Source organism: Pseudomonas sp. LBUM1672 (assembly GCF_059695655.1).
Genome location: NZ_CP166781.1, coordinates 2,042,739 through 2,056,013, shown reverse-complemented (window position 1 = coordinate 2,056,013; position 13,275 = coordinate 2,042,739). Strand labels below are relative to the sequence as shown.

Sequence of the window (13,275 nt, the reverse complement as noted above, 5' to 3'; positions counted from 1 at the left end):
TTTAGTCTGCCTATAACTCCAGGCGAAGGACGCGCTGCCTTTTTGTTGCAAGCGTGCTCACTTCGGCTGAACCGTGGATGGGGAACCATGAACACTTCTATCAGTACCGCCTACAACTACAAGGTGGTCCGCCAATTCGCCATTATGACGGTGGTGTGGGGCATCGTCGGCATGGGGCTCGGGGTTTTTCTCGCGGCCCAATTGGTCTGGCCTGAACTCAACTTCGATTTGCCGTGGACCAGTTTCGGCCGGTTGCGCCCGCTGCACACCAACGCGGTGATCTTCGCCTTCGGCGGTTGCGCCCTGTTCGCCAGTTCATTCTATTCGGTGCAACGCACCTGCCAGACCCAGCTGTTTGCACCGAAAATCGCCGCGTTCTGCTTCTGGGGCTGGCAATTGGTGATCCTGCTGGCGGCGATCAGCCTGCCCCTGGGCTACACCAGTTCCAAGGAGTACGCCGAGCTGGAATGGCCGATCGACATCCTGATCACCATCGTCTGGGTCGCCTACGCCATCGTGTTCTTCGGCACACTGGCCAAACGCAAGACCAAGCACATCTACGTCGGCAACTGGTTCTTCGGTGCGTTCATCATCACCGTGGCGATTCTGCACATCGTCAACAACGTTGAATTGCCGGTGAGTTTCACCAAGTCGTACTCGGTGTACGCCGGTGCGACCGATGCCATGGTTCAGTGGTGGTACGGCCACAACGCCGTAGGCTTTTTCCTCACCGCCGGTTTCCTCGGGATGATGTATTACTTCGTGCCGAAACAGGCCGAGCGTCCGGTGTATTCCTATCGCTTGTCGATCGTGCACTTCTGGGCCCTGATCACCCTGTACATCTGGGCCGGTCCGCACCACTTGCACTACACCGCGCTGCCGGACTGGGCGCAGTCGCTGGGCATGGTGATGTCGCTGATCCTGCTGGCGCCAAGCTGGGGCGGGATGATCAACGGGATGATGACCCTGTCGGGCGCCTGGCATAAGTTGCGCAGCGACCCGATCCTGCGCTTTCTCGTGGTCTCGCTGGCCTTCTACGGCATGTCGACCTTCGAAGGGCCGATGATGGCGATCAAGACGGTCAACGCCCTCTCCCACTACACCGACTGGACCATCGGCCACGTTCACGCCGGGGCACTCGGTTGGGTAGCGATGATTTCAATCGGCGCGCTGTACCACATGATCCCGAAAATCTTCGGCCGCACGCAGATGCACAGCATCGGCCTGATCAACGCGCACTTCTGGCTCGCCACCATCGGCACCGTGCTGTACATCGCCTCGATGTGGGTCAACGGCATCGCCCAGGGCCTCATGTGGCGCGCAGTCAACGAAGACGGCACGCTGACCTACTCCTTCGTCGAAACCCTGGTGGCCAGCCACCCAGGCTTCGTCGTGCGACTGGTGGGCGGTGCGATCTTCCTCAGCGGCATGTTCCTGATGGCTTACAACACCTGGCGCACCGTGCGGGCCTCGCAGCCTGCCGAAGTCACCGCTGCCGCGCAGATCGCCTGAGGAGTCCGCCATGAAACACGAAACAATCGAGAAAAACGTCGGCCTGCTGATGCTGCTGATGGTCTTGGCCGTGAGCATCGGCGGTCTGACCCAGATCGTCCCGCTGTTCTTCCAGGACGTGACCAATAAACCGGTGGAAGGCATGAAGCCCTACACCGCGCTGCAACTGGAAGGTCGCGACATTTACATCCGCGAAGGCTGCGTCGGTTGCCACTCGCAGATGATCCGGCCATTCCGCGCCGAGACCGAACGTTACGGCCACTACTCGGTGGCCGGTGAAAGCGTCTGGGATCACCCATTCCTCTGGGGCTCGAAACGTACCGGTCCGGACCTGGCCCGGGTCGGCGCGCGCTACTCGGATGACTGGCACCGCGCGCACTTGTACAACCCGCGCAACGTCGTACCCGAATCGAAGATGCCTGCCTACCCATGGCTGGTCACGCAAGCGGTCGACAGCAGCCACACCGAAACCAAGATCCGCACCATGCGCACCCTCGGCGTGCCATACAGCGATGACGACATCAGCGGCGCGGTCGCCAGCCTCAAGGGCAAGACCGAAATGGACGCACTCGTTTCTTACCTGCAAGTGCTCGGCACTGCCATCAAGAGCAAGAGGTGAGCCATGACCATACCCTTCGAAATAGTGACCGTGATAAGCAGTGGAATGATCCGCGGTCTCGGTACGGTCGTCGTGTTCGTGGCCTTCGTCGGCCTGACGCTATGGGTGTTCAACAGCAAGCGCAACCCGGAATTCGCCGAAGCGCGCCTGTTGCCGTTTGCCGATGAGCCACAACCCGATAGCACCCAAGAACCTGAAACAAGGAGTACCCGGCCATGACCACCTTCTGGAGTACGTGGATCTGCGTACTGACCATCGGCAGCCTGATCGGCCTGACCTGGCTGCTGATCGGCACCCGCAAGGGCGAAACCAAGGGCAGCGTCGACCAGACCATGGGCCACAGCTTCGACGGCATCGAGGAGTACGACAATCCGCTGCCGCAGTGGTGGTTCATGCTGTTCGCCGGCACGCTGGTATTCGCCGTGGGCTACCTGATTCTTTATCCGGGCCTGGGCAACTGGAAAGGCATCCTGCCGGGTTACGAGGACGGCTGGACCGGCGTCCACGAATGGGAAAAGGAGATGAACAAGGCAGACGCCAGGTTCGGGCCGATCTTCGCCAAATTCGCCGCCATGCCGGTGCAAGAAGTGGCCAATGACCCGCAAGCGCTGAAAATGGGTGGTCGCCTGTTTGCGTCCAACTGCTCGGTGTGCCACGGCTCGGATGCCAAGGGCGCTTTCGGCTTCCCGAACCTGGCCGACAGCAACTGGCGTTGGGGCGGCGACGCCGAGCTGATCAAGACCACAATCATGGGCGGTCGCATGGCGGCCATGCCGGCCTGGGGTGAAATCCTCGGTGAGGCCGGCGTGAAGAACGTGGCCGCGTATGTGCGTCACGAACTGGCCGGCCTGCCACTGCCCGCTGACGACACCGCCGATCTGCACGCCGGACAGCAAGCATTCAGCACCACCTGCGTAGCCTGTCATGGGGCAACCGGCAAAGGCACTGAAGCCATGGGCGCGCCGAACCTGACGCAACCGGCCGGATTCATCTACGGTACAAGCCTGGCGCAACTGCAACAGACCATCCGCCATGGCCGCCAGGGCCATATGCCGGCGCAGAACGAATTGCTCGGCAACGACAAGGTGCAATTGCTGGCCGCCTACGTTTACAGCCTGTCTCACGGTCTGAACACCGACCGTCTGCAAGCCGAAGACAAACGCGAATAAATCTCGACCGCTCTACTGCCGCATTCTCCCCGGATGCGGCAGTTCCCTGCCTCTTTGCGACCAAGTGTCGCACCCCTCCGTTGGTCCTCCTTTCGGTTCACCTGATTCGGGTCTAAGCTTGCTCCGATGCGAACTGGCATGAGCCGGTTCCAGGTCGACTCAACCCGATGTGTTCGACGAATCTGCTCGATGACAGGCCGCAAAGGCTGGTAGATACCGGCTGTCGTGCCAATTGCCATCGGTCACCCGATCGTTGTGTTTGAACACACCCCGTAACAACTGACCTGACCCCCTCACCTTTTTCGTTCACTGCGACATTTTGTCCGAGGCCGATTTTGTCCTTACGCGGCGCATGGAAAGGCCGCAGAATCAGCTTTTGAAAGCATTGACCCAGGTCATGGCGCGTTGCAATGACCCCCCGCTTTCTACATACTTGCGGCCGATTTTTACTCCTAATAAAACACCCAAACCGTGGAACCTTAGAATGAGCACAGCAATCAGTCCGACTGCTTATAACTATAAGGTAGTCCGCCAGTTCGCCATCATGACGGTGGTCTGGGGGATCCTTGGCATGGGGCTTGGTGTCTTCATCGCCTCACAGCTTGTATGGCCGGAATTGAACTTCGGTCTGCCGTGGACGACTTTTGGACGCTTACGCCCGTTGCACACCAACCTGGTGATTTTCGCCTTCGGTGGTTGTGCTCTGTTTGCCACTTCTTATTACGTCGTGCAGCGAACCTGCCAAACGCGACTGATTTCCGACAGCCTCGCAGCCTTCACCTTCTGGGGTTGGCAAGCGGTCATTGTCGGCGCGATCATTACCTTGCCGTTGGGTTACACCACCACCAAGGAATACGCGGAACTGGAATGGCCCCTGGCTATTCTGCTGGCCATCGTCTGGGTGTCCTACGGTCTGGTGTTCTTCGGCACCATCACCAAGCGCAACACCAAGCATATCTATGTGGGTAACTGGTTCTACGGTGCCTTCATCGTCGTGACGGCGATGCTGCACATCGTCAACCACGCGTCCCTGCCGGTCAGCTTCTTCAAGTCCTACTCGGCCTACGCCGGTGCGACTGACGCGATGATCCAGTGGTGGTACGGCCACAACGCGGTCGGTTTCTTCCTGACCACCGGCTTCCTGGGGATGATGTACTACTTCGTTCCGAAGCAGGCCGAGCGTCCGATCTACTCCTATCGCCTGTCGATCGTGCACTTCTGGGCGCTGATCACCCTGTACATCTGGGCCGGTCCGCACCACCTGCACTACACCGCACTGCCGGACTGGGCTCAGTCCCTGGGCATGGCGATGTCGATCATCCTGCTGGCTCCAAGCTGGGGCGGCATGATCAACGGCATGATGACCCTGTCGGGCGCCTGGCATAAGCTGCGCACCGACCCGATCCTGCGCTTCCTGGTTGTGTCGCTGGCCTTCTACGGCATGTCGACCTTTGAAGGCCCGATGATGGCCATCAAGACCGTGAACTCGCTGTCGCACTACACCGACTGGACCATCGGCCACGTACACGCCGGCGCCTTGGGCTGGGTTGCGATGATCTCGATCGGCGCCATCTATCACATGATCCCGAAACTGTTCGGTCGCGCGCAGATGCACAGCATCGGCCTGATCAACGCGCACTTCTGGCTCGCGACCATTGGCACCGTTCTGTACATCGCTTCGATGTGGGTCAACGGCATCACCCAGGGCCTGATGTGGCGTGCAATCAACGACGACGGCACCCTCACCTACTCGTTCGTCGAAGCCCTGCAAGCCAGCCACCCTGGTTTCATCGTTCGCGCCCTGGGCGGTGCGTTCTTTGCCAGCGGCATGCTGTTCATGGCCTACAACGTATGGCGGACCGTACGTGCCTCGAACCCGGCTGAAGCCGAAGCCGCCGCTCAGATTGCTGTAGTTGGAGCTCACTGATGAAGCATGAAGCAGTCGAGAAGAACATTGGCCTGCTGGCCTTCTTCATGGTTATCGCCGTCAGCATCGGCGGCCTGACCCAGATCGTTCCGCTGTTTTTCCAGGACGTCACCAACAAGCCGGTCGAAGGCATGAAGCCTCGCACCGCCCTTGAACTGGAAGGCCGCGACGTTTACATCGCCAACGGTTGTGTCGGCTGCCACTCGCAGATGATCCGCCCGTTCCGTGCTGAAACCGAACGTTACGGCCACTACTCCGTTGCCGGTGAAAGCGTCTGGGACCACCCGTTCCTGTGGGGTTCCAAGCGTACCGGTCCGGACTTGGCCCGTGTCGGCGGTCGTTACTCCGATGACTGGCAGCGTGCGCACTTGTACAACCCGCGCAACGTGGTGCCTGAGTCGAAAATGCCGGCCTACCCGTTCCTCGTGGAAAACAAGCTCGACGGCAAAGACACTGCCAAGAAAATGGAAGTCTTGCGCACGCTCGGCGTCCCTTACACCGACGAAGACATCGCCGGTGCCAAGGATGCTGTGAAGGGCAAAACCGAAATGGACGCGCTGGTGGCCTATCTGCAAGGCCTGGGCACCATCATCAAAAGCAAACGGTGATTTAGATGGATATCGGGATGATTCGTGGCCTGGGCACCGTTGTTGTGATGGTGGCCTTCATCGGTCTGGCGTTGTGGGTATTCAGCCCAAAGCGCAAGTCGGAGTTTGAAGACGCGACCTTGCTGCCTTTCGCGGACGATCCCGAAGCCATCAAGCACGTCGAGCAAGCTTCTAGGAGTAACAAAGAATGACTACGTTCTGGAGTCTGTACGTCACAGTCCTCAGTCTCGGCACCATCTTCGCCCTGACCTGGCTGCTGCTGTCCACCCGCAAGGGCCAGCGAGCCGAGCAGACAGAGGAAACGGTTGGCCACTCCTTCGACGGGATCGAGGAGTACGACAACCCACTGCCGAAATGGTGGTTCATGCTGTTCGTGGGCACCATCATCTTCGCCTTGGGCTACCTGGTGCTGTACCCGGGCCTGGGCAACTGGAAAGGCCTGCTGCCAGGTTACAACTACCTGGATAACGAGAAGCAGACCGCGTTCGCCAACGGCCAGACCGGCTGGACCGGCGTTCACGAGTGGGAAAAGGAAATGGCCAAGTCGGACGCCAAGTTCGGTCCGATCTTCGCCAAGTTCGCTTCCATGCCGATTGAAGAAGTCGCCAAGGACCCGCAAGCCCTGAAGATGGGTGGCCGCCTGTTCGCCTCCAACTGCTCGGTCTGCCACGGCTCCGACGCAAAAGGCGCTTATGGCTTCCCGAACCTGACCGACGCCGACTGGCGCTGGGGTGGTGAAGCGGAAACCATCAAGACCACCATCATGGGTGGCCGTCACGCGGTCATGCCAGCGTGGGCTGACGTGATCGGCGAGCAAGGCGTTGCGGACGTTGCTTCGTTCGTGCTGACCAACCTCGATGGCCGCAAGCTGCCGGAAGGCACCAAGGCTGATCCGGTCGCCGGTCAGAAGCTGTTCGCCGCCAATTGCGCGGTATGCCACGGTCCGGAAGGCAAAGGCACCCCAGCGATGGGCGCACCTGACCTGACTCACCCGGCAGCGTTCATCTACGGTTCGAGCTTCGCTCAACTGCAGCAGACCATCCGTTACGGCCGTCAGGGCCAGATGCCTGCGCAAGAACAGCTGCAAGGCAACGACAAGGTTCACCTGCTGGCCGCTTACGTCTACAGCCTCTCTCACGGTGAGAAAGCGCCGGCGGAAGACGCTCAGTAAAGGCACACGCTTGCTGCAACAAAAAAACGGCCCCGTCATTTGACGGGGCCGTTTTCGTTTGGGGCCGGAATGTGGGGATTATCGAACCGCGATGGTTTCGACCTCCTTGCGGCTTGGCCAGTTGTTACCGTTGACCTGATGCACCGTCAGCGTCTTGCGATCCAGCGCAAAACTGGCGATCAGGTAGGTCTGATTGGAAGCGCCGCCACTCAGGAACACCGGAACGTCACCAAAGTAATCCGTCCTGTTCCATCCGGTAAAACGCCCCGGTTCATTATGTAAATGCCCTGCGAACACCGCGGTGACCTCGTAGCGTGCAATCATGGCCTTGAAGCGTTCAATCTGTTCCGGGCTTCCCTTCCAGCGATCAGGTTTGTGCATATTAATTAAAATGATCTGACCCTGATTGCGCGCCTGCAGCAGATCGCGCTCCAGCCAATCCAGCGCATCCGAGATTTCAAAGTTAACCTTATTCAAAGGAAACCCCGAGGAAAAATTCACCGTGTAAGTAGGCTCGTTATTGAGTTGTATCAGGTGAACATCACCCACAGACTTTGAATAAGCAAGACTTCCGTAATAGACTTTTGCACCCCCCTCGCTCCGAGCTGCAAAATCAAACGTATTGACCTTCCCCCAATATTTTCCCCGCAACTCAACAATGCTACCAGCGGCGCAATTATTCTCGGGAAAACTGCAGTCATTAATATTGTTTTCGTAGTCGTGATTACCCAGACCGTAGTCATAAACACCGCCCAGGTACTTCTCCAGAATCGACTGGGTTGTGGAGCGTTCGCTGCCGTGGCCGAAAGCCGTCATATCCCCATTGATCATGACCGGAATATGGCCAGGGTCCTGGCTGTGGTTGCTCCGAAAACTGGCGACATCCGAATACTGGGTTTCAATCAACCAACGAGAACGCTTGTCTCGGTCCGAATCCGACTCCTCCCAACCGTAATCAGAACTTTCGGTCCAGGGGAATTGCGGATCCGAAGTAAATATCAAATGGCGAGGCGAGAAGTCGGTGGGGTTCGCATGGGCAGCCGACGCGGCAATACATAACAACACGCCAGCAAGTGGCCTGGTGCATTTAGTCAAAAACATAGAATTCCATTTCCATAACAAGATTAGTTAACAGGTGTGCAACTTACAAACCTACCAACAATTTATGCCATGTTTTAAATCCATGCAAAGCCCGCAATTAACAACCTATATTTCAAAAACCACCAAACATTTGAGAACTCCCAACTAACGAACATAAATTCAACCATTACTTACTTGTTGGTGACACCTCTAAATCGAGCGTGGAATCACCCTCATCGAACCGTGGATCTGTCCTGATGTTCCTGCTCGATACGAACGTGATTGCTGATTTGCGCCCCCCCCAGGCTGAGGCAATGACTCGCAACATGGCGGACGCTCCTTCCAGCCCTGTGCGATTGATCAACCCGTGCTGATTGACCCGCGCGCCCTGCAAAACCGTCCATAATTCACAAGTCAATTGATTCAAGTCATTACACTGTCAGTTGATTTCCACCAACGTGACCAAAGGTCGCACCCTTGAGCTAGAGCGACAGGCGTATCATTGCGCCACTGCAACACCTCTTTTTGACCGCGGTCGGCATGTACTGACCGAGGCATTTTTCCACTGCCGTGGGATGCAATGATGAGCAATCAGATTCCGGTACACGACGTCACACCGCCAGCCAAAGACGCGAACACCAGCGTCGACCTCTACGCCTCTCGGGAAAAAATCTACACGCGAGCCTTCACCGGCCTGTTCCGCAACCTGCGGATGATGGGCGGTGCCGGGTTGTTTCTGCTGTATTTCGGCACGGTCTGGCTGAACTGGGGCGGCCATCAAGCCGTCTGGTGGAACCTGCCGGAGCGCAAGTTTTTCATCTTCGGGGCGACCTTCTGGCCTCAAGATTTCATCCTGCTTTCCGGGATCCTGATCGTCAGCGCCTTCGGCCTGTTCTTCATTACCGTGTACGCCGGTCGGGTCTGGTGCGGCTATACCTGCCCGCAGAGCGTCTGGACGTGGATTTTCATGTGGTGCGAAAAGGTCACCGAAGGCGACCGCAACCAGCGCATCAAACTCGACAAGGCGCCGATGAGTGCCAACAAATTCCTGCGCAAATTCAGCAAGCACTCGATGTGGCTGCTGATCGGCTTCGTCACCGGCATGACCTTCGTCGGTTACTTCTCGCCCATTCGCGAACTGACGATCGACTTCTTCACCGGCGAAGCCGATGGCTGGTCGTATTTCTGGGTCGGTTTCTTCACCCTCGCCACCTACGGCAACGCCGGCTGGTTGCGTGAGCAGGTGTGCATTTACATGTGCCCGTATGCGCGTTTCCAGAGCGTGATGTTCGACAAGGACACCCTGATCGTCTCCTACGATCCGCGCCGTGGTGAAAGTCGCGGCCCGCGCAAGAAAGGCATCGACTACAAGGCCCAGGGCCTGGGCGACTGCATCGACTGCACCATGTGCGTCCAGGTCTGCCCGACCGGGATCGACATTCGGGACGGTCTGCAGATTGAATGCATCGGCTGCGCGGCGTGCATCGATGCCTGCGACAGCATCATGGACAAGATGGACTACCCCCGCGGGTTGATCAGCTACACCACCGAACACAACCTGTCCGGGCAAAAAACCCATAAACTGCGCCCGCGCCTGATCGGCTATGCCCTGGTGCTGCTGGCCATGATGGGCTTGCTGGCGGGCGCGTTCTTCATGCGTTCGCTGGTGGGTTTCGACGTCAGCAAGGACCGCGTGCTGTACCGCGAGAACGCCGAAGGCCGGATCGAAAACGTCTACAGCCTGAAGATCATGAACAAAGACCAGCACGACCATACCTACGTGCTGGAAGCCTCCGGTTTGCCGGACCTGAAGCTGCAAGGCAAGCGCGAGATCAAAGTCGCCGCCGGGGAGATTTTCAGCCAGCCGGTCGAATTGTCGATCGCACCGGAAAAACTGCCGTCGAGCACCAACGAGGTGAAATTCATCCTCAAGGATGCCGATGACGACAGCGTCCACGTTGAAGCCAAGAGCCGATTCATCGGCCCACAAATTCGTTGAGAGAAGTGATCATGCCCGCAGCAAACGCCGCAAGCCCTTGGTACAAGCATCTTTGGCCATGGATCATCATCGCCATCCTGGCCTGTTCCGTGACCCTGACCTTGTCCATGGTGACCATCGCGGTGAACAACCCGGACAACCTGGTCAACGACAACTACTACGAGGCCGGCAAAGGCATCAACCGCTCCCTTGACCGCGAGCTGCTGGCCCAGACCCTGTTGCTGCGCGCCAGCGTTCATCTGGACGATGTGACCGGCGAAGTCGATTTGCGCCTGAGCGGCAACAGCCAACCGAAAACCCTTGAGCTGAACCTGATCTCGCCGACCCAGCCGGAGAAGGATCGCAAGATCACCCTGGCCCGCAGCGAAACCGAACAGGGCCGCTATATTGGCCAGTTGAGTGACAAGGTTGAAGGCCGTCGTTTCGTCGAATTGCTGGGCACTCAGGACGACCACATCTGGCGCATGTTCGAAGAAGAGCTGGTCAGCCATGACAAGGATCTGCTCTTGGGTGACGAGCCGCTGCAAGGCGCGGAAGACCTGAAGAAGTAAACTCGCAATGTGGCGAGGGGATTTATCCCCGTTGGGCTGCGAAGCGGCCCCCTGCATTCTTCCAGTCATATTTCCGCTAACAGGTTTCACGACTGCTTCGCAGCCGAACGGGGATAAATCCCCTCGCCACAGAACCTGCCCCGGTTTTAACAATATTGTTTTCATGGCCACTTAGATGACCACCCAACTGCCCTGCTACCACTGCGCCCTGCCCGTCCCGGCCGGCAGCCGCTTCACCGCTGCGGTCCTCGGTGAAACCCGCGAGTTCTGCTGCCCGGGTTGCCAGGCCGTGGCTGAGGCGATTGTGGCCGGTGGGCTGGAAAGCTATTACCAGCATCGCAGCGAGTCGTCGGCCAACCCCGAAGCCTTGCCGGTGCAGTTGGTGGATGAGTTGGCGCTCTACGACCGCGCCGACGTGCAAAAGCCTTTCGTGCGTCACGACGGCGAACTCGCCGAAACCACCCTGTTGATGGAAGGCATCAGCTGCGCCGCCTGCGGCTGGTTGATCGAAAAACACCTGCGCGCCTTGCCCGCGGTGGCCGAAGCGCGATTGAACCTGTCCAACCATCGCCTTCACGTACGCTGGGCCGACGCGCAATTGCCGTTGAGCCAAGTGCTCAGCGAATTGCGCCACATCGGCTACGCCGCGCACCCGTATCAAGCCGACCGCGCCAGCGAACAACTGGCCAGCGAAAACCGCCTGGCCTTGCGCCAACTCGGTGTCGCCGGACTGCTGTGGTTCCAGGCGATGATGGCGACCATGGCCACCTGGCCGGAATTCAATATCGACCTCAGCCCCGAGCTGCACACCATCCTGCGCTGGGTCGCGCTGTTCCTCACCACACCGATCGTGTTCTACAGCTGTGCGCCGTTTTTCAAAGGGGCGATGCGTGATTTGCGCACCCGCCACCTGACCATGGATGTGTCGGTGTCACTGGCGATCGGCAGTGCCTACATCGCCGGGATCTGGACCTCGATCACCGGCGTCGGCGAGCTGTATTTCGATGCCGTAGGGATGTTCGCGCTGTTCTTGCTGGCCGGGCGTTATCTGGAACGTCGCGCCCGCGAACGCACCGCCGCCGCTACCGCACAGCTTGTAAACCTGTTACCTGCTTCGTGCCTGCGCCTGAGCTCCGACGGCCAGAGCGAGCGGATCCTGCTTAGCGAGTTGCGTGTCGGCGATCAAGTGCTGGTGCACCCGGGCGCTATTCTGCCGGCCGACGGCAAGATCCTCGATGGCCAGTCGAGCATCGACGAATCGCTGCTGACCGGCGAATACTTGCCGCAACCGCGTACCCAAGGCGATGCGGTCACCGCCGGCACCCTGAACGTCGAAGGCGCGTTGACCGTGGAAGTCTTGGCGCTGGGTCAGGACACGCGACTGTCAGCCATCGTCCGCCTGCTGGACCGCGCTCAGGCCGAGAAGCCGCGACTGGCGGAAATCGCCGACCGCGCCGCGCAATGGTTCCTGTTGCTGTCATTGATCGCTGCCGCAGCGATTGGCCTGTTGTGGTGGGAACTGGATTCGTCACGAGCCTTCTGGATTGTTCTGGCGATGCTGGTTGCGACGTGCCCGTGCGCCTTGTCGCTGGCCACGCCGACCGCCCTCACCGCCGCCACCGGCACGCTGCACAAACTCGGTTTACTGCTGACCCGCGGTCATGTGCTGGAAGGTCTGAACCAGATCGACACGGTGATTTTCGACAAGACCGGCACGTTGACCGAAGGTCGATTGGCCTTGCGTTCGATCCGCCCGCTCGGCGCACTCGACAGCGATCAATGCCTGAGTCTCGCCGCCGCGCTGGAAAACCGTTCCGAACACCCGATCGCCCGCGCATTTGGCCGGGCGCCGCTGGCGGCCGAAGAAGTCCTCAGCACGCCGGGGCTGGGCCTCGAAGGTTTGGTCGGCACGCAGCGCCTGCGCATTGGCCAGCCGGGTTTCGTCTGCGAACTCAGTGGCGCCGCCGTGCCGGTGATGCCCGACGAAGCGGGTCAGTGGCTGCTGCTCGGCGACAGCCAAGGGCCACTGGCGTGGTTTGTCCTCGATGACCGCTTGCGTGCCGATGCGCCGGCGCTAGTGGAAGCGTGCAAGGCCCGTGGCTGGCGCACATTGCTGCTGTCGGGCGATACCTCGCCAATGGTCGCCAGCGTCGCCGTCGAACTGGGCATCGACGAAGCCCGGGGCGGTTTGCGCCCCGATGACAAATTGCAGGTCCTGCAACAGCTGCACAAGGAAGGCCGCAAGGTGTTGATGCTCGGTGACGGGGTCAATGACGTGCCGGTGCTGGCCGCTGCCGACATCAGCGTGGCGATGGGTTCGGCCACCGATCTGGCGAAAACCAGTGCCGATGCGGTGTTGCTGTCCAACCGTCTCGATGCGCTGGTGCAAGCCTTCAGCCTGGCGCGGCGCACCCGCCGGGTAATCATCGAGAACCTGCTGTGGGCCGGGCTGTACAATGGCCTCATGTTGCCGTTCGCCGCCCTCGGCTGGATCACTCCGGTGTGGGCTGCGGTCGGCATGTCCATCAGTTCGTTGACCGTGGTGCTGAACGCCCTGCGCCTGACTCGCCTGCCGAGCGCGCCTGCCGCCCACACCACGCCAGAAACCCGCCCGCTGCCGGCCTGAGCCGCGCGGGCAT

12 protein-coding genes are annotated in these 13,275 nt (G+C 59.5%); 11 read left to right on the top strand and 1 reads right to left on the bottom strand.

Annotated features, from left to right (window positions below; genetic code table 11):
• Positions 1–87: 87 nt before the first annotated feature.
• The 8 genes from ccoN (ACA053_RS09280) to ccoP (ACA053_RS09245) all read left to right on the top strand — a co-directional run bounded on the left by ccoN (ACA053_RS09280) (position 88) and on the right by ccoP (ACA053_RS09245) (position 7,006).
• Entirely contained in the window at positions 88–1,512 is a 1,425-nt protein-coding gene (gene ccoN, locus ACA053_RS09280; protein WP_497395093.1) for a cytochrome-c oxidase, cbb3-type subunit I, read from the top strand.
• 10 nt (positions 1,513–1,522) lie between these two features.
• Positions 1,523–2,131, top strand: coding sequence for a cytochrome-c oxidase, cbb3-type subunit II (gene ccoO, locus ACA053_RS09275; protein WP_109628942.1), 609 nt, complete (start codon positions 1,523–1,525; stop codon positions 2,129–2,131).
• A 3-nt stretch (positions 2,132–2,134) separates the two neighbouring features.
• The gene (locus tag ACA053_RS09270) at positions 2,135–2,350 is read left to right on the top strand and encodes a cbb3-type cytochrome oxidase subunit 3 (protein WP_256597487.1); all 216 of its coding nucleotides are present in this window, start codon (positions 2,135–2,137) and stop codon (positions 2,348–2,350) included.
• Positions 2,347–3,300, top strand: coding sequence for a cytochrome-c oxidase, cbb3-type subunit III (gene ccoP / locus ACA053_RS09265; protein ID WP_497395091.1), 954 nt, complete (start codon positions 2,347–2,349; stop codon positions 3,298–3,300). Before ACA053_RS09270 ends, ccoP (ACA053_RS09265) begins: the two co-directional genes overlap by 4 nt.
• A 484-nt stretch (positions 3,301–3,784) precedes the next feature.
• The gene (gene ccoN, locus ACA053_RS09260; RefSeq protein WP_109628938.1) at positions 3,785–5,227 is read left to right on the top strand and encodes a cytochrome-c oxidase, cbb3-type subunit I; all 1,443 of its coding nucleotides are present in this window, start codon (positions 3,785–3,787) and stop codon (positions 5,225–5,227) included.
• Positions 5,227–5,835, top strand: coding sequence for a cytochrome-c oxidase, cbb3-type subunit II (gene ccoO, locus ACA053_RS09255; RefSeq protein WP_009042961.1), 609 nt, complete (start codon positions 5,227–5,229; stop codon positions 5,833–5,835). Before ccoN (ACA053_RS09260) ends, ccoO (ACA053_RS09255) begins: the two co-directional genes overlap by 1 nt.
• Before the next feature lie 5 nt (positions 5,836–5,840).
• Positions 5,841–6,026, top strand: a complete 186-nt coding sequence (locus ACA053_RS09250; RefSeq protein ID WP_003175465.1) for a CcoQ/FixQ family Cbb3-type cytochrome c oxidase assembly chaperone — start codon at positions 5,841–5,843, stop codon at positions 6,024–6,026.
• Positions 6,023–7,006: a cytochrome-c oxidase, cbb3-type subunit III gene (gene ccoP / locus ACA053_RS09245; protein WP_109628936.1), complete on the top strand. Its 984-nt coding sequence runs from the start codon at positions 6,023–6,025 to the stop codon at positions 7,004–7,006. The genes ACA053_RS09250 and ccoP (ACA053_RS09245) overlap by 4 nt, the downstream gene beginning before the upstream one ends.
• Positions 7,007–7,084: 78 nt before the next feature.
• On the opposite strand, the gene ACA053_RS09240 is transcribed toward ccoP (ACA053_RS09245), so the two are convergent.
• Positions 7,085–8,107, bottom strand: coding sequence for a metallophosphoesterase family protein (locus ACA053_RS09240; RefSeq protein WP_497395089.1), 1,023 nt, complete (start codon positions 8,105–8,107; stop codon positions 7,085–7,087).
• 562 nt (positions 8,108–8,669) lie between these two features.
• Here ACA053_RS09240 and ccoG point away from each other — a divergent pair.
• From ccoG to ACA053_RS09225, 3 genes are all read left to right on the top strand, one after another.
• Positions 8,670–10,085, top strand: coding sequence for a cytochrome c oxidase accessory protein CcoG (gene ccoG, locus ACA053_RS09235; RefSeq protein ID WP_109628932.1), 1,416 nt, complete (start codon positions 8,670–8,672; stop codon positions 10,083–10,085).
• Positions 10,086–10,096: 11 nt separating this feature from the next.
• Positions 10,097–10,636 carry a FixH family protein gene (locus ACA053_RS09230; RefSeq protein WP_109628930.1) on the top strand — a complete coding sequence of 180 codons (540 nt, stop codon included), beginning with the start codon at positions 10,097–10,099 and terminating at the stop codon, positions 10,634–10,636.
• Between the two features lie 175 nt (positions 10,637–10,811).
• On the top strand, positions 10,812–13,262 hold the full coding sequence (locus ACA053_RS09225) for a heavy metal translocating P-type ATPase (RefSeq protein WP_497395087.1): 2,451 nt from the start codon (positions 10,812–10,814) through the stop codon (positions 13,260–13,262).
• Positions 13,263–13,275 lie beyond the last annotated feature (13 nt).

What these genes read in the sequence shown, in the direction of transcription:
- ccoN (WP_497395093.1), top strand. Translation starts at nt 88, where the DNA reads ATGAACACTTCTATCAGTACCGCCTACAACTACAAGGTGGTCCGCCAA.
- ccoO (WP_109628942.1), top strand. Translation starts at nt 1,523, where the DNA reads ATGAAACACGAAACAATCGAGAAAAACGTCGGCCTGCTGATGCTGCTG.
- ACA053_RS09270 (WP_256597487.1), top strand. Translation starts at nt 2,135, where the DNA reads ATGACCATACCCTTCGAAATAGTGACCGTGATAAGCAGTGGAATGATC.
- ccoP (WP_497395091.1), top strand. Translation starts at nt 2,347, where the DNA reads ATGACCACCTTCTGGAGTACGTGGATCTGCGTACTGACCATCGGCAGC.
- ccoN (WP_109628938.1), top strand. Translation starts at nt 3,785, where the DNA reads ATGAGCACAGCAATCAGTCCGACTGCTTATAACTATAAGGTAGTCCGC.
- ccoO (WP_009042961.1), top strand. Translation starts at nt 5,227, where the DNA reads ATGAAGCATGAAGCAGTCGAGAAGAACATTGGCCTGCTGGCCTTCTTC.
- ACA053_RS09250 (WP_003175465.1), top strand. Translation starts at nt 5,841, where the DNA reads ATGGATATCGGGATGATTCGTGGCCTGGGCACCGTTGTTGTGATGGTG.
- ccoP (WP_109628936.1), top strand. Translation starts at nt 6,023, where the DNA reads ATGACTACGTTCTGGAGTCTGTACGTCACAGTCCTCAGTCTCGGCACC.
- ACA053_RS09240 (WP_497395089.1), bottom strand. Translation starts at nt 8,107, where the DNA reads ATGTTTTTGACTAAATGCACCAGGCCACTTGCTGGCGTGTTGTTATGT.
- ccoG (WP_109628932.1), top strand. Translation starts at nt 8,670, where the DNA reads ATGAGCAATCAGATTCCGGTACACGACGTCACACCGCCAGCCAAAGAC.
- ACA053_RS09230 (WP_109628930.1), top strand. Translation starts at nt 10,097, where the DNA reads ATGCCCGCAGCAAACGCCGCAAGCCCTTGGTACAAGCATCTTTGGCCA.
- ACA053_RS09225 (WP_497395087.1), top strand. Translation starts at nt 10,812, where the DNA reads ATGACCACCCAACTGCCCTGCTACCACTGCGCCCTGCCCGTCCCGGCC.